Here is a 23,015-nt window from a genome sequence, read left to right as displayed (position 1 = left end):
TCCTTACTGGCTGTAAGGGATATTAACCATAAATATATTGTAGTAGATGAAAGCGCAAACTGTGCATATCTGCACTCATAATAAATAAAAATAACAAAACGGTTTTCATTCAATTTCTCCCTATAAAAGTATATTTGATAAGAATAGTATTAAACCAACTGGTGGAAAGGGAAATTACAAATTATCTATTGAGTTCATGAATACAAAGACACATGGAAGGATTACTGAAGAAATTGTTTTTAAATAATCGAATGTGAGATCTTTTGTATATTGAGAATGAAAATTTCTGAAAAAGTTCAATATTAGTGCTGGATAATCCGAAAATTACTTCGGCGCAGTTGTATAATAAAAAATATATTATATTATAAAAATTTATGATATAATATCCAAGCTACCACCCCTAAACAGGTACAGGAAGGGGGTGTGCTATCAATGGATACAATTTTATCATTTATGCTTTCTATTCTGGCAGGTGTAATCACCTATTACATTTGCAAATGGCTGGATAGAAAATAGTAGCTGGTAGCCAGCCTGGGGAATAAGCCACCCTTGCCAAAACGGAATAAAAAAGCCTCGGAGATGCGACCTCCGAGGCTTTTTGCTGTGTTACCAATGAATTTAATTTTATCATTTTGCCTATGGCAATTATAGCATATGCAGAAAATGAAATCAATATACTTTTGTGGATGATAATTTCGATTAATTTAGATAGAAAATCATTTCATCGGCAGTATTCTAATCTTCCAACTGCTTTTAAGAAACAATTTTGAATGACTCCCAACGAGTACAGACGCAAGCGGTCATAAAAACCATTCCATCTTCTCCCTCACATCCGCATGCTTCAGATAAATAACATTAAATTCTCTGACTATGGGCTCACCCTTTAATGTAAAAATCCCAAGATCCGGGTCACTTTTGGCAAGTACTTCATATACAAATGAAATTCCATACCCGGACTTGATCAGGTCGATGATCATCTTAAAGCTGGAAATACATATATGCCGGTGAAAACGCTCCAGGGATTCATTATGCTCCAAAAGCTTTTCCTCCAAGATAGCCAGAGTTCCAGAGCCGTTTTCGCGATGAATCAGAGTTTCTTTCAGAATCTCCTCTACAGATACTTCACGGCCTGCAAAGGGATGATCCTTCGGACAGATTCCCACAAAAGGTTCCCGGCGATATAACTGGCTTCCAAATCTGTTTTTGTCAAAGAATCCTTCTATGATGGCATAGTCCAGAGTATTCTGTTCCAATAAATGCAAAAGATGCTTTGTGTTATCCACGATCAGAGTCAGTGCTGTATCCGGCTGATTTAAGAAATCGTGAATCCTGTCTGTGATCACATAGTCACCAATGGTCTTGGTTGCACCGATGCGCAGTTCCCGGAGACCATTGTTTTTTATCTTTTCCCTGAGAAAATTTTCACGCTGCTGAACGGAACGCAAGTAATCCTCCAGCATCTGTGCAGCAGGGGTCTTGATCAGTTTTCTGTTTTCATAAAGAAAAAGGCGGCAGCCGTATTCTTTCTCCAGAAACTGGATATGCTGGGTGACTGCCGGCTGGGTAATATGTAACAGCTCTGCCGCCTCCCTGTAATTCATAACACTGCATACAGCCATAAAGGTTTCTGTTCTGTGATCTAACATAATATTCTCCTTGAACTCTTCCACTCTATTGATATCAGATAGTTTTTTCTGTGCAATAAGAAAAAATTCTGCCCTGAAGGCTTTTTTATAAAGGTTTCTGTTTTTCAGTTTCACAGTTGCATTATTCCATAAATGTTACTTATCGTATAATAAAAACTCATAAATTGATTTTATCATTCATGAAGCCTATAATCAACAAAAGAAACACCGTATATATCAGAGAAAAGCAACAGCTACATAAAGGAGATACTTAAACATGAATGAGGAAAAAATAACAACATCCGCCAACAAAAAACTGAGTCCCGAGGAAATCAAGCGGGTAAAAGGTCTTGGATGCCTTCAGGACAAACGATATGATGACATCTTTAATATTCGGGTCATCACAGGAAATGGTCATATTACCACAGATGAACATCGTGCCATTGCGGACGCTGCAGATAAATTCGGAAATGGTCAGATTACTATGACAACCCGCCTGAGTATGGAAATCCAGGGAGTTCCTTATGATAATATTGAGAAAACAATCGCCTTCCTTGGAGAGCATGGCCTGATGACAGGCGGAACCGGAGCTAAAGTGCGTCCTGTTGTCTCATGCAAGGGAACAACCTGCCAGTATGGTCTGATTGATACCTTTGCACTCAGCAAGAAAATCCATGAGCGTTTTTATGTAGGCTATCACGATGTGGTACTCCCACACAAATTCAAGATCGCAGTTGGCGGATGTCCAAATAACTGTGTAAAACCTAATCTGAATGATATGGGAATTATCGGCCAGAGAATCCCAAAACCGGATTCAGAGAAATGCCGGGGATGTAAGAAATGTCAGATTGAAAAAAGCTGTCCTGTACACGTTCCGAAATTAGTTGACGGTAAACTTTACATTGATCCTGAAGAATGTATCCATTGCGGACGCTGCAAAGGAAAATGTCCTTTCGGCGCAGTACCGGAATATCAAAATGGTTATAAAATCTATATCGGAGGCCGCTGGGGTAAGCGAGTCTCACACGGTCAGGCTCTTACCAGAATTTTCACAGAGGAAGAAGAAGTAATGGCAGTCATAGAAAAAGCAATCCTTCTCTTCAAAAATGAAGGAATCGTAGGAGAACGATTTGCAGATACTGTGAAACGTCTCGGATTTGAGTATGTGAATGAGAAATTGATTGGCTGAGTATTAAAAAAGACACTTCGGAAAACTTTCCCAAAGTGTCTTTTTTCAGGTTTTTATTTTGATGTAAAAATATCAACAGTTTTATTTCATAAATTATGCCGTCTGTTTTTCATCATTTTTTTCAAAAAGCTTCTTCACTCCCTGGATTGCTACCAGCACACCAAGGATCAGCAGTAACACTGCGAAGATAAGCTGTAAGGTATTTCCAAGGTCCAGGCCTGTGGTAAATAATGCTTTTGTAAGCTTACTGATAGTCATACCCAGTGCAGTAAAGGTAACTGCCATCATAAATACCATAGGGATCCAGAGCATGCAGCCCTGGCGTTTTGTTTTCTTAAGAAATACTGCGCAGGCTACAAGGGCAAGTACAGATAACAGCTGATTGGCAGAACCAAACAGCGGCCAGATTTCTGCATATCCTACCTTTGTAAGCAGATAGGCAAGTACCAGTGTAATGATCGTCGCAAAATATTTATTGGTTACTACTTTTAAGAACGGGCTCATATTTTCCTCGTCTGTATCAGAATCAAGGAAAAATTCCTGGAATGACAGACGTCCTACTCTGGCTACTGAGTCAAGAGATGTCAGCGCAAAAGCTGATACAGCCAGATTGATCAGTGTAAATACCAGTGAATGTGGCAAACCAATTACAGAAAGGAAGTTTGCAATAGCACCTGCAAATATCTGCGGCTGAGTGGTAAGTCCCTGTGCTGCTGCCTCACCATCTGCAAAGGATGCAACAGCAATCAGTGCAATAATTGCCAGCATACTTTCCATAAGCATTGCACCAAAGGAAACCGGAAGCATGTTCTTTTCATTTTTGATCTGTTTTGACGCAGTACCGGAGGATACCAGTGAATGGAAGCCTGAAACTGCACCACAGGCAATTGTCACAAAAAGAATAGGGAACATGTACTGTCCGTCCACATTAAAGCTTGTAAAAGCCTTAAGATTACAGGATGGATTGGCTGCAAATACACCGATAACCGCACCAACGATCATGAAGATCAGCAGATAACTGTTCAGATAATCACGGGGCTGGAGCAGCGCCCATACAGGGGCAACACTGGCTACCAGAATATATGCAAAGATAATAATATGCCAGGTTCCAAGACTTACATATACCGGGAATTTAAGTCCCAGCGCAATTGCGAGCACTAATAATAAAATAGCCACTGCAGTATTAATCCATTTATTAAACTTGGAATATTTAAGGAAAAATCCCAGTCCCACTGCCTCGATGATAAATAACATGGAAGTTGTTGCAACTGCTCCGTTTGCTGCTACCCTGGTAACGGTTCCTGCATTATCTGCCACAAATCCGTTAAAGGTTCCTGCCACAACATCTGCAAATGCTGCAACAACCAGAATACAGAACAGCCAGCAGAATAAAAGGAATAATTTCTTTCCCAGTTTTCCGATATAAGCTTCAATGATATATCCGATTGTACGGCCTTTGTTCTTTACAGAGGCATACATAGATGCAAAATCCTGAACTGCTCCGAAAAATACACCGCCGATCAGGATCCAGAGCATAACCGGAAGCCAGCCGAAAATTGCTGCCTGGATCGGTCCGTTGATAGGACCTGCACCTGCTATGGATGCAAACTGATGACCAAATACCACATTGGTATCAGCCGGTACATAATCCACTCCATCCTCCATCTCATATGCCGGTGTTTTTGCTTTGGGGTCAATGCCCCATTTGTTCTGAAGATAACGGCCATACAGAAGATATGCTCCACCAAGCACTACGATGGCTATTATCATCATTACTATTCCACTCATAATCTCTTCCCTCTTCTTTCTTTTATTTATATATGTAAAAAAACGCCCCTGCTATCCAATTTTCAATTGGATAACAAAGGCGGAATATTCCGTGGTACCACTTTGTATTATTATACCTGTCACCAGATACAATCTCTTAACACTGTCTGAGCCAAACAGCTTCTTCTGTAACGTGAAGACCACGTCCCTGCTTACTATAGATTTCAGCGGGATGCTCCCGGGTGATATCACAAAACACCATCTGCCGCATCTCACCTGTCTGCAACTCTCTGTAATCCGGTTCCTTCTGTGACCTGTCCTGTTCTATGCATTTCTCTTTTTTATTTATCTAAAGTTTTACTCTTCTTTTTATAAAATATCAAGAGATAATTTATATATATTTTACAATTATAGATAGGTGTTTTTATGCAATATGTATGATTATCAAGCAGATATTCGCAATCCGCTTCGCACGCATACGGTCATTTTATATCGTTATCTGTTACCTATAGCAATCCTCGTAAATAATGCATTTAAGACAGTTCAGCAGAGTGCGAAAGACAAAGAAGATATCTGCAGGCGTGCTGACGCACGGCAAAGATATCCGACGCAGGATTTCACACTCTGATGGGCTGGATTAAGATGCATTATTTTAGAGGATTGCTATAAAACCATTTTCAAATGCATTCATTTGTATAATATACGTAATTGTTTTTCTGTCTTGTACTTTCTCCGTCCTCTGCATATAACAGAGAAAGAAAATTTTACAGAGATTTTTCATTAGCGAGCATGTGTATTTTACAAACTGTTTCTATAATAGTAATCAAAGAATTGAAAGAGAAAAGAGGAATCATTATGTATCAGACATTATGGAATTCTATTAATAAACAGGTAAAAAACTCACATGCTTACGCAGCTTTTCTGGCTGTTTCACTTATGGGCTGGACAACGATCGGTCTTCTGGCAGGATTTTTGATCTGCATGATCGGCGGTATGTCCTTCGTTACAAAGGTAACTGTTGTCCTTTGCAGTGGCGGGTATACAGGATTGATCTTTGGTTTCTTTGGCGGTATTTTATATCTGTACAGATCAGAACCCCGCCATTTGGCTGCTGCCACCCCTTCACAGGTATTTCCACAACAGTTACAAAAAGATGGTGAACCGGACTGAATTCACCATCTTTTTTCTTTATCTTCTGTTATTAATAACCTCTCTCGCCATATCTGCAAGTTCACCGGCAGATAATTTTCCATCTATTTGCAGCAAATCATACTGGATGCCATCTTTATTCCAGTTAACGCTTTGAACCTGACTGACTTCAATCTGAGAAGCGCCGTCATCGTAACTGAATACAACTTTTCCACTGGCCTGGTCTTTTTTATCCTGTTCTGTCAATTCGTAATCATCCGATACTACTTTATTTATATAATGTACATAATACAGATTTGTTCCATTTATAGTGGCAATAATATCACCTGCCGGTGTAAGCTTTGAATTGAACTTCTGCTGTTCAAACGATACAACATCTCCATTCTTCTGATAATCAAAGGACACAGATTTAAACTTCTCAATTACATTTGCATTGTCGTCCTTAAAACTGTTTTTTACAATATTGCCATCCTTGAAGCAGTACCCGTTCTCAAAGGTATCAATCAATACCGGTCTATACCCAATATCCTTTGTAACCTGTTCTGCCGTTGGAAGAGATGTATAATCAGCACGTGATGCAGATGAACCTGTCCACATTGAAATCTTTCCTGTTGCCGCCACAGCAGTAGCTCCAATTGTAAGTGTTGCAGCTATCAACAAAGGTAATATTTTCTTTTTTGATCTCATAGTCGTTTGCTTCCTTTCTGTATCTGCGAAGTCAAGTTTTGCATAAACTCTCTGTCTGATATTCTCTGTATCAATATCAAGAGCATTGCAGGAAGTATCTGCCTGTTTTTGTATTCCCAATTCTTTAAGCAAATTTTTTCTTCTCATAATCTTTCCTCCGCATTCGATAACATTTTTCTGAGTTTTCTTTTTCCTCTTGAAAGTCTGGTCTTAACTGTAGAAATATTAAGTCCCATTGCTTTTGAAATGTCCTTGATTTTTTCATCAAATTTATACCGTCTTACAAAAATCTCGCTGTCAGGTTCGCCAAGACTCATAACTGTTTCCCATACATAATTGTTATGAAAATTCTCTTCAATGAAATTTTTACCATCTGACAGTTCAATATCCTCAAGAAATGTATGATCCGTTTTTCTGTTTATCCGTTTCAGAGCAAAATTCCGGGCAACGGCAGCAAGATATGACCGTAATGTACCTTTCTGTAAATCTATTCTCCCGGCATTCTTCCAGAGTACAATAAACACATCTGCCACAATTTCTTCAATATCCTCTTTCGGCAGTGAATTGCCGGCCATATGATACAAAACAGTACTCAAATATGGTGTATAAATTTGGATTGCTTCATCTATTGAATTTTTTTCTCTATTCCTGAGACGCTGCAAAAGCTCTGCTTCATCTGTCATATCAACCCAACTTTCTTTTTAATACTTTCAAAAATTAAAAGCTTTTAACCTTTACATTCTTATATATCCTGCCAGGGAACAAAAAGTTTCATTTCTTATAAAAAAAAGTATACAGAACTTGTGTTAAATTCTGTACACTCTCAATGAACTGTTCCTTTTGCATTTTATCTTCTACCCATCCATTTACCTCTGATACCTGATAAAAATAAAACCTCCAAACTGAGTAATCTTATCTTACATCAGTTTGAAGGTTTGCACAAAACTTCCTTGCTCAATCAAAACAAATCGTTTTCTAAGGTTTAGTTAAAATCCCAGAATCCAGTCCCTGTTTCAGGATCGTATTTGCGGTGGATAGTTCCACCTGTTACCGGGCGAAGTTCGATTTCTGCAGTATACAGTACAGTAATTGATTTCATATGACCTGCTGCCATGCAATGTCGTTCACCATCTTTATAAGAGAATACTGCATGAGTATGATGGTAACAGATATTATTTTCACCTGTGACCACGTTGCCGTTTAAAGATACCAACTCAAGCATTCCGGAAATACGCTGTTCTTCGAAGCTGCCTGTCTCTGGGATAAAGGTCTGGATTTCTGCATCCTTGCATCCTCCGATCCCGGAAAAAGTGGCTGATCTGATGTTTTCTTTTTTGCATATTTCGAGGATTGTACTGATGATCTCGTCATCACGATCCATTCTTATGTAATAGCATTCGCCGAATTTTCTGTAGTCCATTTTTTACCTCCATTCTGTTACAGCAATTTCTCGCCACAGGCAGAATCAATGATCAGCGTATTAATAAAACCACCTCGCAAAGCACCTGCAACAGCTGCTACTTTTGCTTCTCCATAAGCAACACAGACTACATTTTTACACCTCTTCAAATCATCATACCCAATTCCTATCATTCTGTCATTTAAAGAAGTGTTGATTTCTTTCCCATTGATATCATAGAAATGACCGCCAATATGTCCAACCGCTCCTTTATTTCCCAGAAGATGAAAAGTGCTTTCCCCAAGGTAATTCTCCCAGGTTTTATATTCCACAGAACCGACACTTGTCAGAATTACATCTGCATTCTGTGCAAGCTGCAGAGCTGTTTTAATAGTATCATCCTGAATAAGAATTTCTTTTAATTCTCTATTTTTCACAAAAAGAGGGGCATAAATATACTGATATGTTCCACCGTATGCAGACGCCAGGTCTTTTGCCAGATCCATGGCATCCCGTTCCGGACGTTTCACATTTGAGGCACCCATAATCGGAACCACTGTAATAGGAATATTTTTCTTATTATTTGCATCAATATATTTCACTATATGATAAAGGGTATTTCCCCATGAGATTCCTACTACCATCTTTTCTTTAACAACAGAATCCAGATAATATGCGGAAACTTCTGACAGACGGCTGGTAATCTGTTCCTTGCCGGTATCTCTTGAGGAAACAACTCTTACTGTTTTGACACCGTAAGTCTGTTGGATTTCTTTTTCCAGATTCAAGTCACGTTCCCAGGGTTCTTTAATGGAAATTTCTACAATACCGAGTTCTCTTGCTTCTTTCAGCATTCTGGAAATTTTGGATCTGGATGTATACATCCTGTCTGCAATTTCATTTTGTGTCATTTCTGAATTGTAATATAAATTCGCTACCGTGGCCAGAATGCTCCATTTCTCCTGAACGGTCATATTTTCATATTTTTTTATGTCTTCCATTGCTGTTCCATATCCCTTTCCATTATATCAGTATCAAAAGATGTTTTAACTCTGACCTCATTATATTCGAAAAAAGGATAATTTGTAAAGTCTCTGCAGACTTTCACAAACTATCCTCTATTTCTGCCATTTCCATTTTTATGGTCTGGCTTTTCTGATCACACGTACTATATTACATTTCACACGTTCTGTCCGTAGTATGCATTTGCACCGTGTTTTCTATAATAATGCTTATCCTGTAATTCCTGCGGTGCAGGTTTTACCTGTGGATTGATAAGTTCGGCATGCATTGCCATTTTGGCACATTCTTCAAGGACTACTGCATTGTGAACTGCTTCCATACCGTCTTTTCCCCAGGTGAATGGACCATGGTTTTTGCATAAAACTGCCGGAACTGCAAGAACATCTTTTTTCATTTTCCTGAATTCATTTACAATCAGAAGACCTGTATTTTGCTCATATGACTGGTCAATTTCTTCTTTTGTAAGGCATCTGAGACATGGGACTTCTCCGTAAATATAATCTGCGTGAGTGGTACCATAGCATGGGATGTCTCTTCCTGCCTGCGCCCAGCTTGTTGCATAGGACGAGTGAGTATGCACAATACCTCCGATTTCCGGAAATGCTTTGTAAAGTTCAATATGAGTCGGAGTATCGGAGGATGGATTATATTTGCCCTCAATTTTATTGCCATTCAGATCCATGATTACCATATCCTCTGGTTTCAGATTTTCATATGGTACACCACTTGGTTTGATGGCAAAATATCCACTTTCTCTGTCAATTTCGCTGACATTTCCCCATGTGAATGTTACCAGACCATGTGCCGGAAGCTGCATGTTCGCTTCATATACACGCTGTTTCAGTTCTTCTAACATTATCTGTTTTCCTTTCTATAATCAACTACATTATTCACTCTCTACTGTCCAAATCATAAATAAAAAAGTTAACTCTGGCATCAAAAATCAAAGAACAGTTTTAACCTTTTTAGTCAAATTCATACATAGCAATCTCATTAATTTCACGGTTTGTAGAAATCACATAATCTTTCCCATCCTTATGGAATCCATAAGCATTGGCCGGACCACAGTCGTGATCTATCAGTTCTGCGTGATACTGTCCGTTTTCCCAGCAGAATTTCAGGAGATCTCTGTTTCCTTTTCTGTGACCGATCATGACTACCGGTTTTCCCTGGATTTCCCCGCTCCAGATTGCATGGAGAAATTCGATTTTCTCCGGATATTCATAGTCAAGTTCATATTTCCCGTCTTTTTCTCTGTAGATCAGAACAGTGTCACCGTGGAATGGAGATAATACCAGCAGTTCATCTTTTCCGTCTCCGTCAAAGTCGATGAGAGTGGCATCGCTTGCAGGAGTTTCCAACAGGGTTTCTATTGTCCATTCCGGGTTTGCAGATGTGGGCGGATAGAAACGGAATACTCCACCATCACAACAGACGATAGATGACATTTTTCCATCTCTTACTACTCTGTAGTATCCGTGGTTTTTCAGCATATTATCTTTAATTACTTCCAGTTTCAGTTGATGTTTATCATCAAAGCTGCTGAGATCATCCGGAAGAAGTGCTACATATACTTTTCCAGGGCTTGACCAGTCATCCTTGTATTCATGCCCGGATTTGAGACAGCATGCGATCAGATAATGTTTTCCCTCGCTTTCAATGATATCAAATCTGTGTACAAACGGCAGATCTGTCAGAGTGCGGATTTCCCATTCTCCATCCTTTGGTGTAGCGATGATAATCTTTGCTTCTTTGGAATCATTAGGAGAATAGAATTTATGGGTTGCCAGAAACTGTCCGTCTGTTCCCGGAACCTGCACCATTGTCATAACTCCGCCAGGACCCTCCCATACGGTCTCTTCTTCATTTCCATTGATATCAAACAGAATACATCTGTCAGTTTTTTCTGCTGCTACCAGAATGTGGTCTGCATTTTTATAATGTAATGGAGCTATGGAATAACATTTTTCCAGATTTGCCAGTACTTTTTTATTCATTATGATTACTTCCTTTCTGAATCAGATACTCTTGCCCGATTCATCTAAAAATAATTTTCTTTATCCGATTTTGCATACTGGATCTGCGGAACCAGAAGCATCAGTATGATAGCGATAATCGCACCTGGAAGTCCAAGCCATTTCAACAGTGCAGAAATTCCAAGCCATACAGTCGAGAAGTCAGTTGTTCCATGCCATCCGCCGTACGGCACCAGTTCTACAAGCCATACAGTAACTGCGCCCAGCAGTACCTGGATCAGGCCACAGATAAACGGGATGATCATGGCTGCTTTTACACCGCCCCGTTTGTTTGCAAAAATAGCGATAATAGCGTTGTCAAAGAATACTGTAGTAAATCCCATGATAATGATAACCGGGGAATGGAACACGATGAGTCCCAGAATTGCAATCACCTGTCCTACCATTCCACAAAGAAATCCGATGGTTACTGCATTTCCCGGTGCATAGTTGAATGCAACTGCGCAGTCTACTGCTGGAACTGCACCCGGGAGAAGTTTATCTGAAATTCCCTTGAATGACGCTGTCAGTTCACCTACAAAGAGCTTCACACCCATATTTAAAATCTGAAGATATACGGTAAAATATAATGACTGAATCAGAATATATACCGGAAAAGCCGTTGTTTCTGCGAATCCGCTGTCAATCTGGCGCATGAAATCTTCACCGAGGATTGCCATGATGGTTCCGAAAAACACAAGCATTAAAGTAGATGTTGCAGTAATGTTGTCCTCAAACATTTTGAGGAATCCCGGAAATTTAAGGTTTTCAATGGAGTTTTCTTTTTTTCCGAATATGTGTGCTACTTTATCCGTGATCCATACTGCAACCATCTGCTGATGCCCAATTGCAAATCTGTCTTTTCCGTCTGTAAGGTTGAGACAGGCATCTACTGTAAGATTGGAGCTGACTGCCTGATAAGTACCTACCAGCATTCCTACCAGAATCGCACCTGTAATATTTCTCAGATATGGAATAAACAGGAATACGATCCAGGTAACTGTAGTAGCCTGCTGCACCATAATGTGTCCGGTAAGAAGAAGTGTTCTCAGCTTCGTCCACTTTTTGAAAATCAGTAAAATAATATTCCATATAAATGCAATGAGAAGTGATGTCATTGCCCATGCAGCGGAACAGCCGATGCTCTCTAATGCTTCATTTGCAGCATTCAGTCCGAAATACGGATCAATTACAACTGCATTTAACTGAAATCTTTCATTTAATCCCACAAGAATCGGACGGAATGTGGTGATCAGTCCGTTGGCACCTACCATCAGGATCAGGTAGCCGATCACACCCTTAAAAAATCCGCCTACACATTCATACCATTTTTTTCGCTGAAGAATATATCCAAGCAAGATGATCAGACCTACAAAAAGCTCTGCTCTTGTCAGGATATTGCTTGTTAAAAAATTAAATATGGAATTCAAACCTGCCATCTTTTTGCTTCTCCCCCCACACTCTCTTATAAATACGGTTCATCTGTGCTCTGTATCTTTCGTATTCCAGAATCTTTTTATCATCCGGAAGATAAATTTTCACTTCATCCTGACGGCTGATACACTCAAATGCTTTTTCTACATTCTCAAAAATTCCCATTGCTGTGACTGCGATCATAAGTGCCCCTCTGGCTGTGGCATCTGCTTTTCCTCTGCGGATGATCTTCATACCATAGACATTGGTCTGTATGTCATTGAATGGAACGCTGTTGGAAAGACCTCCATTGATGTAGATGTCAGAAACTTTTACATATTTGTTCATAATATCGATTCCATTGCGGATTTCATAGCAGATTCCCTCCAGAAGGCTTCTCAGCATATCCTGCTTTGTTGTTCCGAGAGTTACATTTGCAAACTCTGCTTTTGCCATATTATTCCAGTCCGGTGTGGACCTTCCCATAAAGTATGGAATACAAAGACATCCGTGGGAACCAATGGGTGTCTGTTCTACTTCACGGTTAATCTCATCAAAAGAACTGTCCGGATAGAACTGTCTTCTGAACCAGTCAAATGCAGAACAGCAGGTTAATACACTGGATTCCAGAATATACTGGCCTTTTACAGATGAGAAGTTGCAGATTGCATCCTGTTCCAGATTTTCCGGCACCTGATCTGTTGCTGTGATAAGATAGCCACCTGTTCCGGTTGTTACAGACATGACACCTTTTTTGACTACTCCCTGTCCGATGGCTCCACACTGCTGGTCACCTCCGGCTGTAATCACAGGAATTCCTTCCTGACATCCCGTGATCTCTGCAAAGGCTTTTGTAATATGTCCGCAGACACTTCCCGGTTCTATCAGTTCACACAATTTTTCTTTTTCCACATGGAAAATTTCCAGAAGTTCATCATCCCATTCATGAGTACGGATGTTCATCAAAAGTGAACGACTTCCATATGTATAATCTGTGCAGATACGTCCGGTCATCAGATAAATGAGATAATCCGGGATGACCATGAATTTATATGTTTTTGCATAGATTTCCGGACGTTCTTCACGAATCCACATCATCTTGGAGCCTGAAAATACCGGATTGACCCTGGAACCGCATAGGGAAAATACCTTGTCATTCAGGTTTTCCATAGATTCGCAGATATAATTTGTTCTTTTATCCTGCCACATGATCGCATTACTTAGTGGACGGATATTCTCATCTACCGGAATTACAGAAGAACGCTGTGAAGTAATGGAAATTGCATCAATCTTCTCTCCCATATTCTCAGCTTCTGCTACGGACTGTTTCAAAATGCTGTACAATGCATTTTCCCAGTCCGCCGGATTCTGTTCCACCCAACTGTTTTCCAGATAGGTTGCCTGATAGAATTCCTGTTTCTCTGTCAGACATTTCCCCTGATGTTCAAAAAGTATTCCTCGCATACTTGATGTTCCTACATCAATTACCAATACATTCATCCCAAATTTCTCCTCATACATTTTTGCTCCACATGATAACTCTTTACCAACCGTTTCCAGACAATTCTGTTTTTATAAGCAGGAACGGAACGGAATATTCTGTGGTGCTTCGAAGCAGTCTTCAAATCCTCTTCTGTGGTGATAGTAAATCTTGTCCTTGTCTGCCGGGTATGTGTATTTGCCGCCTACCTGCCAGAAGAACGGATGGAATTTATATTCATTTCTGTCTTTCTTGAAATCATACAGAACCTTAATCTCATCGCAGTCTGCCTGGAAGTTTGTCCATACATCCCAGTGGATTGGAACTACTACTTTACATTTCAAATTTTCTGCCATACGAAGGATATCGATAGATGTCATCTTATCCTGCATACCGATGGGATTTTCTCCAAATGAACCGAATGCTACATCAATATCATAGTCTTTTCCGTGTTTTGCAAAGTAGATGGAGAAGTGTGAATCTCCTGAATGATAAATATTTCCGCCTGGTGTTTTTACCAGATAGTTGACTGCTTTGTCGTCCATGTCTGTCGGGCATACGCCTGTAAGTTCTTCTCTGTCCGGACCTGTGGAATCTGTTGTTACGATACAGGTTCTGTCAAAGGAATCCAGCGCTACAATCTCGATGTCTTTGATCTTAATGGTGTCACCAGGTTTTACTGTGATGCAGCGTTCTGCCGGAACACCCCATTTCTGCCAGAGTTCTACGGATTTCTTTGGTCCGATAAATGGCACCGGAATTTCTTTTCCGTTTTCATCTGTAGTTGTCATTCCACTGTTGATCACATGTGCCGCCCACTCCGGTGACATATGATCCTGATGATAATGTGTGGCAAGAACTGCATCTACTTTCTTAAATGCAAATGGATCAATTACAAATGGAACGTTTCTCAGGTTTGGCTGCATGGCTCTTCCTCCACACATGTTTGCCATCTGATGTCCGACTTTCATTTTTCCATCACCGTGTGTACGTTTTCCGTTTCCGCACCAGAGGTCAATGGTAATGTTTGTGTCTGCCGGTGTCTTGAACCATACACCTGTACATCCTAACCACCACATTGCTACATTTCCCGGCGCTACTACTTCGTTCTCAATATCTTCTACTAACCACGTACCCCATTCCGGAAAAGTACTTTCAATCCAGCTCTGTCTTGTCATTTCACTAATCTTACTCATGAATCTCTCTCCTTTTGATTATAACGTTTTTCTCTTGTTGAGAGTATATTATCACCTGCATTTTTATATTTCAACATATTTTCACTATCTGCACAAATGTGCAATTTACATTTTTTCAGTGTTTGAACATTTGTAATTTACAGTGAACAAAAAAGAGAAAGAAAAGAACATCTATCATTCTTCGCTATCTCTTTTATTATTTGTTTATGTTTCCAACTGCTTAATTTATGCTTCTCTGTCCAGAAGTGTACGCATACTCTGATTTGCAAAACAGATATCTTCTTTCCAGTTCTCTTTTCCTACGTCCCATAATTCAGTTACGTAGCGGCGGACACCCAGGCTCCATGCTGTGTTAATGATTTTTTCAAACTGTACATGGCCTGTGAGAAAAGGAACTTCGCGGAAGATTCCCGGTTTTGTTTCTTTCAGATGGAGCGCGATCAGTTTTCCCTTACCCAAGGAGAGATCTTCGCATACATCGTGTTGATTCTCTACTGCTGCGTTTGTGATATTTCCTGCATCCGGGTAGATTTTCAGATATGCGGAATCTACCATGTTTACATACTGGACTGCTTTTCCGGTAGTGTTCATGAAGTTATTCTCCATGGTTTCAAATCCTACCAGAATTCCCTCGCGTTCTGCGATTTCTGCAATCTTTTTTACATTTTCCAGAAAGTATTTCTTTGTTTCTATTGTGGATTCTCCAAAGTAGATATCATATCCCGGAATCATAACTGTACGCACGCCCAGATCAACAGCAAGCTCTATGGATTTCTCTGCAATCTGCATTGCTTTCTTTCGGATTTCTTCGTCCGGATCGCCCAGCGCATATTTTGTCAGAGCACTTACACTCATGGAACCAATCGGAAGTCCCGCCTGAAATACAGCTTCCATAATTTCTTTTTTTTCTGCTGTATTCATGAAGATACGATTGATTTTTTCATCTGTGGCATCTATGCACATTTCCATATAATCATATCCACATTCTTTTGCACATCCTAGTTTTTCACTCCATGATAATGTATTTCTCATAGCTTTCTCATATAATCCAATCTCATACTTTTTCATCATGCAATCTCCCTTGTATTACCCTAGAGCGCGTTTGAAAAATGCTTTTCGCAAGATGTGCGTCACAATTTGTGGGAGATTTTGTCCGGATGAGGGCGTCGTAGCGGGCTACGGCAACCGAATTCGGGCAAAATATACCGCAAAGTGGGGCGTGCAGATTGTGAGAATGATTTTTCAAACACACTCTAACACTCATTTACTTGTGATTTCGATTGCATGATAGCATTTCAGATTCTGGTTTTCAACATATTTTCATTCAATGCACATATGTGCAATTTTAACATCTTCCACAGTTTCTGCATGGATTGCATTTGGCTTTTTTTATATGCGGATACCATTCATGGATTTCCGGTAATGGATCGCCTTTTTTCCATTCTTTTACACTATAGTGATCCATAAAAAATACTTTTTCCCCAAAGTATTCTATTTCCAGTGGATAGATTGTAATTTTTTCAGGATTCATACAGCTTTGACAGATTCTGGGGGACAATATCTGATCTCCAAATGATACTGCCTGATCCATAGTAATGATCTGCATATGATTTTCGCTGATATATTCTATTTTTTGTTCTGCTGCACATGTGTATGCTGAGGGAATTTTCACTTTGTTGATCGTAAATATCCCTGCAGGAGTTTCTGCTGTTTTCATTAATCTGCCACCTCTAATTTCTGTCTATAGCGATTCTCAGAAATAAAGCATTATTTTGATGATCACTATAATCCTATACAGCTTACTATAGTACTCTCTACATATTCTGTCCATAGTGCATTATTATCTGTTTATCCAAGTGCTACATCCAGTATCATCATCAGAGAGAATCCTATGGCAAAGAAAAGGGTTCCTATGTTGGAATGTTCTCCGGCAGACATTTCGGGTATGAGTTCTTCCACTACTACATAGAGCATAGCTCCGGCAGCGAAACTTAAAAGATATGGAAGTGCCGGGACAATGAGGCCGGCGGCAAGAATCGTAAGGACTGCACCGACAGGTTCTACAATCCCGGACAGGACTCCACCTGCAAAGGCTTTGGTTTTTCCCATTCCCTCAGAACGCAGGGGCATGGAGATAATGGCTCCCTCAGGGAAGTTCTGGATGGCAATCCCGATAGAAAGAGCCATAGCTCCCATGATAGTAATCTGGGCGTGACCTGTCAAATAACCTGCATATACAACTCCTACTGCCATTCCCTCCGGAATATTATGCAGAGTTACTGCAAGAACCAGCATGGTAGTTCTCTGAAGTCTGCTCTTCGGACCTTCTGCCTTGTCACTGTTCTGGTGAAGATGCGGGATCATGTGATCCAGCAAGAGCAAAAAAAGCACCCCTATCCAAAATCCCACTGCTGCCGGTACAAATGAAAACTTCCCCAGTCCGGAAGACTGTTCAATTGCCGGGATTAGCAGACTCCATATGGAAGCTGCAACCATAACTCCCGCTGCAAAACCGGTAAGTGCCCTTTGAATCTGTTCATTCAGATTCTTCTTCATGAAAAATACGCAGGCGGCTCCTGCAGAAGTTCCAAGAAAAGGAATCAAAATTCCATAAAATACATTTATATCCATCAATTTATTCCTCCTGTTTTTATTTGTATGCAAATAAAAGAAATAGGTTCTTGTTATTTGTTTAGTTAGTTTATTCTAACTTTAATCAGTATATCAGATTTTTTGACAAATAAAAAGAGAATACAAAATTTTTTGCTATTTTGTATTCTCTGTATTTGTACAACAGAAATAAATATTCTCATGTAAACTGCATTTTGGATTAAATCCTGCGTGGCAGTAAGGGCAGCTGCCTTTTTTGTATTCCTGAAGTGTAAGTTTCCTGCCACAGTTTCCGCATAAAACAGGATAAACTTCTTCCGGTGTTGTTGCAACAAATGAATGGTCTTCCAGTTCATCGTGGCAGGAATAGCATGCGTAATATTTCCTGCATTTCGCACAAAGCAATGCAGCTATGTCAAGCTGTGTGTGATAGTGTGTACACCGTCCTGCTTTATCAAGTCCGATTCCGTGAATCTTTATGTTTTCCTGCTTTACCAGATTGTCTTCCGGCAGGCTATTCTTTAACCTGTTACTTTTATCAGTGGTTTCCTGCATTGTTGATTCCTTTTCTGATGGGAATTGCGATCAGTACTGCAAGAACTGTGATCACAATATCCTTTGGAATAAATGCTGTTAAGGAGTATACTGCGATTGCCGGGATGCTCATGGAGCCTCCCACAAAGTGCCACTGCAGACCACCGATTGTCTCAACGATCAGAAGTCCGATCAGTGCGAATACGATTGAGATTGCAAGATTCTTTGTCTTGTTCTCTGTTTTCGGACGGATTCCGCAGAGCCAGGTCATGATTGGCCATGCCCAGATGTATCCTCCTGTAACTCCTACGATGCTGCTGATTCCGCCTGAGAAGTTAGCAAAGATTGGAAGACCGATGGCTCCTAACAGAACGTAAACCAGTGTTGCTGTAGTTCCAAGCCTGGAACCAAGTACTGCGCCTACAAGTGCTACACCAAATACCTGAATGGTGATCGGTACACCGGTAGGCATTGGCAGTGAAATCTGTGATATTACTGCAAGAACTGCTGCAAACATACCAACCAGTACCATTTCTCTGGTTGTAAATTTTCTCTCTGCAGCAGGGCTTTTTGCATATGACTGACTCATAATAAGACTCTCCTCTTTCCCTGTTGATGATTGGTTTTGACTTTCTTTTTATATCATAGGCGCGGAGAATTGTCAACTTATTTATCTGAATTCAGTTTACATTTGTTTCCGATAAGTATCCGGCGATACATCTGTATAGCGTTTAAACACTCTGGAGAAATAAGTGCTATTTTCGAATCCAAGAAGTTCTGAGACTTCATAGACCATTTTTCCATCCTGAAGCATTTGTCTGGCCAGTTCTATTTTTCGGAGGTTTACATATTCTATGAAATTATAACCGATTTCTTTTTTGAACATGGTGCTGAGATAAGCTGAGGAAACTCCTGTTTCAGCAGCTGCATCTGACAGATGGATTGGTTCCGTGATATGCGCTTCTATATATTTTACTACTTTCTGCAGGATTTCAGATCTACTGCATTTGTAGGCAATCCAGAATTTTTCCATAAAAATATCATTAAATTTCAGAAACCATTTTTCTATTTCCCTGAGGCTTTCCATCATCATGATTTTCTGATAATGACAATTATCACCATCCAACTCTATTTCTTCCAGTGCGCCGTCCAATGACTGTGCAACCAGGGAATAAATTCCCAAAATATCCATAAAATTTCTTCTCAGCACATTGATACTGACATAAGGCTCCTGTCGGATCAGTCCGAAGATTCCATACAGCTCCTGTTCAACTTTTTCTCTGTCAAAACTTCGAATCTTCTCTTTTAGGGAATCCAGATATCCATGCATTCCTCGTGGACTATGACCTTCTGTTTCAATCTTCTTCTGAAAAAACACCAGTTTCTCTTCTTTATCATAATAACTGAAAAGCTGTATCTGCTCGGCCATCGCAGCAGCCCGAACAAGATCCGCAGTTTTTTCCATGCAACCTTCAAAGATTCCCATGTACAGTTCTCTGCCTGTTTTCCGCTCTGCCCTTTTCTTTAATTCCATATAAACAGATCTTTCCGGTTTTTCTTTCAGCAGGAAATATCCATACTGATTTCCCTTCTGAATCTGCAGACCTTCCCTGAGTTCGGTTTCTGCCCATTTATGGATCATTTCCATAACCCCGGACAACTCTTCTGTATCTTTCGCCAGTATACAGATTAATGTCTGATAATTACAGGTACCTGCAAAAATATCTCTGCTGTCTCTCATAATCTCTTCATAACGGATCTCACGTATTCCCTGCATATGCACCTTATTTCTTTCTTCTGTTTCTCCCAGACACTTTTCCAGAATACTTTCCAGTTCATCAGAACTCAGATTCAGTTTTCGCAGATAATCATACGCCCCCAACTTCATTGCCTTCTTTACAACATCGAATTCTTCCTGGCAGCTTACCACGATTACTCTGGTTTGCATTTCTTCTTTCTTCAAAAATTCCAGAATTTCTAGCCCGCTGACTCTGGGGATATTCAGATCAAGAAGAATGATATCCGGACGGCTGTTCCGGATCATTTCCAATGCTTCTTCTCCATCTGTTGCATCCGGCAGCAGTTCCAGATCCAGTTTCTTCCAGTCTACAAGCTGACGCAGTCCAAGTCTTGCCAGAATTTCATCCTCTACGATCAATACCTTTTTCATAGAATGTTCTTCCCTTCATCCGGATAATAATTGCTATCTTTTTATCCTATTTTATCACCTTTCTTCTGATTCTGTAATTTTTTTTGGAAGACGAACCCATATTTCGAAACCATTTCTGACCTTTTCATTATAGATCAGTCCATAAGATTCGCCGTACAACAGCTTCAGTCTGGAATTTACATTGTAAAGCCCGATCCCCGTCACAGCTCTCTGGTTCTTCTCTCCCTTCAGAAGATCTTCAATCTTCTTTTTATCCGCAGAATTTCCATTATTGAATACAGATATGACAAAATCATTCTCATACTCTATTGCAGAGACTATAATCTGCCCTGCTGGCACACCTTTTACTCCGTGCAGAATCGCATTTTCTACAATCGGCTGCATGGTAAATGCAGGGATTTCATAATAGAATAGTTCTGTTGGAATTACATTATAATACTGAAACGAACTTCCAAACCGCATCTGCATGATATCTACATATGCTTTCAGAAGTGCCGTTTCCTGTCCCACAGTAGTCATGCCGTTTTTGTTACTGTAAACTGCATGCAAAATATCTCCCAGTGCTTCCAGTGCTTTCTCCGTGTTTTCATTCCCCCCTGCACGGTCCTGTCCTTCTTTTATGGCCATGATCCTTATGGAATTAACCGTATTAAAGATAAAATGAGGGGAAATCTGCGACATAAGCATTTCATAATGAGCTTTTTCTTTTAATCTGCTCTCTCTTTCCACATTACCCAGAAGCTCTTCTATCTTTTTCCCAGCCTGATTATAGCTGGATACAAATTTACTCATCTCCTGAAAAGAGCCTTGAGGTTCTTCCAAAACTGCCATTCCATTGGGAGCTTTTTCCAGAGTTTGTGCCACTTCGACCAAAGGTCTGGCGATTCTTCTGGAAAAATATAACATGGTACAAACGGTGAATCCAATCACCAAAAGTAACATTTCCAGAATTCTCTGGAGAATCTTTCTGTTTTCTTTTAGGAAAATTTCCTGGGGAACAAGGTAGACCAGTTTATTGGAATCATTCTCCAGTTCGCCTTCCATATAATAAAAATCATCTTTCAGATTACCTGTCGTAATTTCATTCTCAGAAATCTCCTTTACAGTTTCCTGTTCTCTCAGTTCTTTCAGCTGTTTCTGATATTTCTCATTATACTCCATCAGTATATCATTGTTTCTGTCCAGGATATAAAGGGCACCGCCTTCCTCTGTCACCATACTTGCTGCCAGTTTTCCCCAGATTTTTTTCTCAGAAAGCCGAATCAGCATGACTCCCAGATTTTTGCCGGAATAATCTAGAATTTCCCGTCCCATATAAAAATATTTCTGTATATTGTCATGTATTGTCATTTCCTGGAACATGGTTTCTATGCCTGTACTGTAAGTTATCTTTCTTCCATTCTCCAAAATCTCCTGATACCACTGTTCCTTCTCATAATTTGTTTCTGTCTTACTTAATGTATAAGAACCGATCATATATCCTTTTTTCGTAAGTATAACTACTTTTCCGCCAACGGCATTTAAGACGGAGCTCTCTACATCCGAAATATCATTAGAAAGTTCTCTTTTCGCCTGATAGATCTCGTAGGAATCCCCGTCTTGCTCTAAAATTCGCAGGTTCTTCAGTGTATTTTTATTTGTCATCAACATGCTTGTAGCATAATTGGTCACTTCAACCATCTGATCTGTGTTATCCCTGATCTGGGATAGCAAATCTGTCTCATTGTTAATCTTATTTTCCGTGGTAACTTTCTGAAGATAGAAATTCAGAAGCATCAAAGCCAGGCACAACGGCAGCACCACAAAAAGTCCCATATAAAATGTGAGCTGCCTTCTTATGCTCTGGTTACCCGGATTTTTACGTTTGAAACTCATACGCAAATTTCCTCTTTCTACATCTGACCTGTATTTATCCTTTCACTGCACCGGCCGAAAGTCCCTGTACCAGATTCTTCTGCACCAATGCAAAGAAAATCAGAATTGGTATCAGACTGATCACCACCGCTGACATCAGCAGTCCCCAATCTACAGAATACTGTCCTACAAAGTCCTGCATACCAACCTGAATGGTTTTCTTTGAAGTTGTATTAATAAAAATAGAAGCATACATATATTCATCCCAGGATGTCATAAAACAGAACAAGGCTGTAACAAAAAATCCCGGCTTAGCCACATGAATGATCACATGGAAGAAAGATTTCAACCTGCTGCAGCCATCAATCCTGGCAGCTTCCTCCAACTCCCATGGGATGGAAATAAAAAATGCACAGGTATTCCATATGGCAAAAGGCAGGGTAAAAGAGCAGTACATCAGAATCAGTCCTATATAACTGTCAATCAGATTCAACTGTTTCATAATAATATAGTAAGGAATACACAACAGGATTCCCGGAAACATTCTTGTCATAAGAACCGCCATCTTGATTTTCCCGGCACCTACGATTCTATATCTGGTAAGTCCATATGCTGCCATTACTGATAATATCATACAAATCAATGTTGTGACCAGTGTAATAAAAATACTATTCATAAAATATCTTACGAAATTCGACTGAAACAGCACCTGTCTGAAATTGTCAAATGTGATATGTGTCGGTATGATCTGCGATGGATCATAGATCTGTTCCTTTGTTTTCAGGGCAGTCAGTACCACATAGATAAACGGGGTCACTGCAAGAAAAACCATAGCTATTGTAAATACATATGCTACCACATGCCGTATGGCTTCATTTCGTTGTTTTGCATGCATATAGTTTCC

Annotated in this window: 23 protein-coding genes and 1 other annotated feature; of the genes, 3 read left to right on the top strand and 20 right to left on the bottom strand. The window is 40.0% G+C overall.

All coding sequences use genetic code 11. The features are described 5' to 3' along the window. Nucleotides 1-800: 800 nt before the first annotated feature. The gene (locus LJE11_RS13895) at nt 801-1,646 is read right to left on the bottom strand and encodes a LysR family transcriptional regulator (protein ID WP_020993634.1); all 846 of its coding nucleotides are present in this window, start codon (nt 1,644-1,646) and stop codon (nt 801-803) included. Nucleotides 1,647-1,902: 256 nt separating this feature from the next. Between LJE11_RS13895 and LJE11_RS13890 the strand changes: the two genes are divergently transcribed. Then, complete coding sequence (locus tag LJE11_RS13890) at nt 1,903-2,814, top strand: 4Fe-4S dicluster domain-containing protein (protein ID WP_008706395.1); 912 nt, start codon at nt 1,903-1,905, stop codon at nt 2,812-2,814. A gap of 93 nt (nt 2,815-2,907) precedes the next feature. Here the strand turns inward: LJE11_RS13890 and LJE11_RS13885 are convergent, their stop codons facing one another. Next, nucleotides 2,908-4,602, bottom strand: coding sequence for a carbon starvation CstA family protein (locus LJE11_RS13885; protein WP_008706394.1), 1,695 nt, complete (start codon nt 4,600-4,602; stop codon nt 2,908-2,910). A gap of 72 nt (nt 4,603-4,674) precedes the next feature. After that, nucleotides 4,675-4,917, bottom strand: a binding site (T-box leader). A gap of 519 nt (nt 4,918-5,436) precedes the next feature. On the opposite strand from LJE11_RS13885, the gene LJE11_RS13880 reads away from it, so the two are divergent. Next, nucleotides 5,437-5,751 (top strand): hypothetical protein, encoded by a 315-nt coding sequence (locus LJE11_RS13880; RefSeq protein ID WP_020993635.1) that lies wholly within the window; start codon nt 5,437-5,439, stop codon nt 5,749-5,751. A gap of 18 nt (nt 5,752-5,769) precedes the next feature. On the opposite strand, the gene LJE11_RS13875 is transcribed toward LJE11_RS13880, so the two are convergent. The 11 genes from LJE11_RS13875 to LJE11_RS20470 all read right to left on the bottom strand — a co-directional run bounded on the left by LJE11_RS13875 (nt 5,770) and on the right by LJE11_RS20470 (nt 16,147). Next, complete coding sequence (locus LJE11_RS13875; RefSeq protein WP_020993636.1) at nt 5,770-6,564, bottom strand: hypothetical protein; 795 nt, start codon at nt 6,562-6,564, stop codon at nt 5,770-5,772. Beyond that, complete coding sequence (locus tag LJE11_RS13870; RefSeq protein ID WP_055199806.1) at nt 6,561-7,100, bottom strand: RNA polymerase sigma factor; 540 nt, start codon at nt 7,098-7,100, stop codon at nt 6,561-6,563. The genes LJE11_RS13875 and LJE11_RS13870 overlap by 4 nt, the downstream gene beginning before the upstream one ends. A gap of 299 nt (nt 7,101-7,399) precedes the next feature. Beyond that, nucleotides 7,400-7,837, bottom strand: a complete 438-nt coding sequence (locus LJE11_RS13865) for a PPC domain-containing DNA-binding protein (RefSeq protein ID WP_008706382.1) — start codon at nt 7,835-7,837, stop codon at nt 7,400-7,402. Between the two features lie 17 nt (nt 7,838-7,854). Further along, the gene (locus LJE11_RS13860; protein WP_179961408.1) at nt 7,855-8,817 is read right to left on the bottom strand and encodes a sugar-binding transcriptional regulator; all 963 of its coding nucleotides are present in this window, start codon (nt 8,815-8,817) and stop codon (nt 7,855-7,857) included. Nucleotides 8,818-8,996: 179 nt separating this feature from the next. After that, a complete protein-coding gene (locus LJE11_RS13855) occupies nt 8,997-9,695 on the bottom strand; it encodes an L-ribulose-5-phosphate 4-epimerase (RefSeq protein ID WP_173679395.1) in 699 nt (232 codons plus the stop codon). 109 nt (nt 9,696-9,804) lie between these two features. Beyond that, entirely contained in the window at nt 9,805-10,842 is a 1,038-nt protein-coding gene (locus LJE11_RS13850) for a hypothetical protein (protein WP_173679416.1), read from the bottom strand. A 38-nt stretch (nt 10,843-10,880) separates the two neighbouring features. After that, complete coding sequence (locus LJE11_RS13845; RefSeq protein WP_173679396.1) at nt 10,881-12,293, bottom strand: PTS ascorbate transporter subunit IIC; 1,413 nt, start codon at nt 12,291-12,293, stop codon at nt 10,881-10,883. Continuing rightward, nucleotides 12,268-13,767, bottom strand: coding sequence for an FGGY-family carbohydrate kinase (locus LJE11_RS13840; RefSeq protein WP_173679397.1), 1,500 nt, complete (start codon nt 13,765-13,767; stop codon nt 12,268-12,270). Before LJE11_RS13840 ends, LJE11_RS13845 begins: the two co-directional genes overlap by 26 nt. A gap of 72 nt (nt 13,768-13,839) precedes the next feature. Then, nucleotides 13,840-14,943: an L-ascorbate 6-phosphate lactonase gene (gene ulaG, locus LJE11_RS13835; RefSeq protein WP_119241413.1), complete on the bottom strand. Its 1,104-nt coding sequence runs from the start codon at nt 14,941-14,943 to the stop codon at nt 13,840-13,842. A gap of 225 nt (nt 14,944-15,168) precedes the next feature. Next, nucleotides 15,169-16,014: an L-ribulose-5-phosphate 3-epimerase gene (locus LJE11_RS13830; RefSeq protein WP_330584128.1), complete on the bottom strand. Its 846-nt coding sequence runs from the start codon at nt 16,012-16,014 to the stop codon at nt 15,169-15,171. Next, nucleotides 15,998-16,147, bottom strand: coding sequence for a DUF6783 domain-containing protein (locus LJE11_RS20470; protein WP_319017567.1), 150 nt, complete (start codon nt 16,145-16,147; stop codon nt 15,998-16,000). Before LJE11_RS20470 ends, LJE11_RS13830 begins: the two co-directional genes overlap by 17 nt. Here LJE11_RS20470 and LJE11_RS20465 point away from each other — a divergent pair. Next, a complete protein-coding gene (locus LJE11_RS20465; RefSeq protein ID WP_319017568.1) occupies nt 16,079-16,231 on the top strand; it encodes a DUF6783 domain-containing protein in 153 nt (50 codons plus the stop codon). The two genes, LJE11_RS20470 and LJE11_RS20465, sit on opposite strands and share 69 nt — an antisense overlap. A 57-nt stretch (nt 16,232-16,288) precedes the next feature. On the opposite strand, the gene LJE11_RS13825 is transcribed toward LJE11_RS20465, so the two are convergent. The 7 genes from LJE11_RS13825 to LJE11_RS13795 form a co-directional block, all read right to left on the bottom strand. After that, nucleotides 16,289-16,660 carry a hypothetical protein gene (locus LJE11_RS13825; protein WP_025579331.1) on the bottom strand — a complete coding sequence of 124 codons (372 nt, stop codon included), beginning with the start codon at nt 16,658-16,660 and terminating at the stop codon, nt 16,289-16,291. Between the two features lie 131 nt (nt 16,661-16,791). Beyond that, nucleotides 16,792-17,574: a ZIP family metal transporter gene (locus LJE11_RS13820; RefSeq protein WP_173679398.1), complete on the bottom strand. Its 783-nt coding sequence runs from the start codon at nt 17,572-17,574 to the stop codon at nt 16,792-16,794. 135 nt (nt 17,575-17,709) lie between these two features. Further along, entirely contained in the window at nt 17,710-18,108 is a 399-nt protein-coding gene (locus LJE11_RS13815; RefSeq protein WP_008706377.1) for a CHY zinc finger protein, read from the bottom strand. After that, on the bottom strand, nt 18,092-18,676 hold the full coding sequence (locus LJE11_RS13810) for a biotin transporter BioY (RefSeq protein ID WP_008706376.1): 585 nt from the start codon (nt 18,674-18,676) through the stop codon (nt 18,092-18,094). The genes LJE11_RS13815 and LJE11_RS13810 overlap by 17 nt, the downstream gene beginning before the upstream one ends. A gap of 96 nt (nt 18,677-18,772) precedes the next feature. Further along, entirely contained in the window at nt 18,773-20,257 is a 1,485-nt protein-coding gene (locus tag LJE11_RS13805) for a response regulator transcription factor (RefSeq protein ID WP_008706375.1), read from the bottom strand. Between the two features lie 54 nt (nt 20,258-20,311). Next, the gene (locus LJE11_RS13800; protein WP_227296118.1) at nt 20,312-22,132 is read right to left on the bottom strand and encodes a sensor histidine kinase; all 1,821 of its coding nucleotides are present in this window, start codon (nt 22,130-22,132) and stop codon (nt 20,312-20,314) included. 34 nt (nt 22,133-22,166) lie between these two features. Then, entirely contained in the window at nt 22,167-23,006 is an 840-nt protein-coding gene (locus LJE11_RS13795; protein WP_025579320.1) for a carbohydrate ABC transporter permease, read from the bottom strand. Between the last annotated feature and the right edge of the window lie 9 nt (nt 23,007-23,015).

It is taken from the genome of Blautia sp. DFI.1.216 (assembly GCF_020594215.1).
Lineage (GTDB): Bacteria > Bacillota > Clostridia > Lachnospirales > Lachnospiraceae > Blautia_A > Blautia_A wexlerae.
The sequence above is the reverse complement of the archived record's forward strand: the minus strand, read 5'-3'. Positions and strand labels throughout refer to the sequence as shown.

Coding starts and splice junctions, on each gene's coding strand:
- LJE11_RS13815 (WP_008706377.1), bottom strand. CDS start 18,108: ATGCAGGAAACCACTGATAAAAGTAACAGGTTAAAGAATAGCCTGCCG.
- LJE11_RS13895 (WP_020993634.1), bottom strand. CDS start 1,646: ATGTTAGATCACAGAACAGAAACCTTTATGGCTGTATGCAGTGTTATG.
- LJE11_RS13795 (WP_025579320.1), bottom strand. CDS start 23,006: ATGCATGCAAAACAACGAAATGAAGCCATACGGCATGTGGTAGCATAT.
- ulaG (WP_119241413.1), bottom strand. CDS start 14,943: ATGAGTAAGATTAGTGAAATGACAAGACAGAGCTGGATTGAAAGTACT.
- LJE11_RS13820 (WP_173679398.1), bottom strand. CDS start 17,574: ATGGATATAAATGTATTTTATGGAATTTTGATTCCTTTTCTTGGAACT.
- LJE11_RS13875 (WP_020993636.1), bottom strand. CDS start 6,564: ATGAGAAGAAAAAATTTGCTTAAAGAATTGGGAATACAAAAACAGGCA.
- LJE11_RS13865 (WP_008706382.1), bottom strand. CDS start 7,837: ATGGACTACAGAAAATTCGGCGAATGCTATTACATAAGAATGGATCGT.
- LJE11_RS13890 (WP_008706395.1), top strand. CDS start 1,903: ATGAATGAGGAAAAAATAACAACATCCGCCAACAAAAAACTGAGTCCC.
- LJE11_RS13810 (WP_008706376.1), bottom strand. CDS start 18,676: ATGAGTCAGTCATATGCAAAAAGCCCTGCTGCAGAGAGAAAATTTACA.
- LJE11_RS13855 (WP_173679395.1), bottom strand. CDS start 9,695: ATGTTAGAAGAACTGAAACAGCGTGTATATGAAGCGAACATGCAGCTT.
- LJE11_RS13880 (WP_020993635.1), top strand. CDS start 5,437: ATGTATCAGACATTATGGAATTCTATTAATAAACAGGTAAAAAACTCA.
- LJE11_RS13800 (WP_227296118.1), bottom strand. CDS start 22,132: ATGAGTTTCAAACGTAAAAATCCGGGTAACCAGAGCATAAGAAGGCAG.
- LJE11_RS13870 (WP_055199806.1), bottom strand. CDS start 7,100: ATGACAGATGAAGCAGAGCTTTTGCAGCGTCTCAGGAATAGAGAAAAA.
- LJE11_RS13830 (WP_330584128.1), bottom strand. CDS start 16,014: ATGATGAAAAAGTATGAGATTGGATTATATGAGAAAGCTATGAGAAAT.
- LJE11_RS13845 (WP_173679396.1), bottom strand. CDS start 12,293: ATGGCAGGTTTGAATTCCATATTTAATTTTTTAACAAGCAATATCCTG.
- LJE11_RS13805 (WP_008706375.1), bottom strand. CDS start 20,257: ATGAAAAAGGTATTGATCGTAGAGGATGAAATTCTGGCAAGACTTGGA.
- LJE11_RS13840 (WP_173679397.1), bottom strand. CDS start 13,767: ATGAATGTATTGGTAATTGATGTAGGAACATCAAGTATGCGAGGAATA.
- LJE11_RS13860 (WP_179961408.1), bottom strand. CDS start 8,817: ATGGAAGACATAAAAAAATATGAAAATATGACCGTTCAGGAGAAATGG.
- LJE11_RS13825 (WP_025579331.1), bottom strand. CDS start 16,660: ATGAAAACAGCAGAAACTCCTGCAGGGATATTTACGATCAACAAAGTG.
- LJE11_RS13885 (WP_008706394.1), bottom strand. CDS start 4,602: ATGAGTGGAATAGTAATGATGATAATAGCCATCGTAGTGCTTGGTGGA.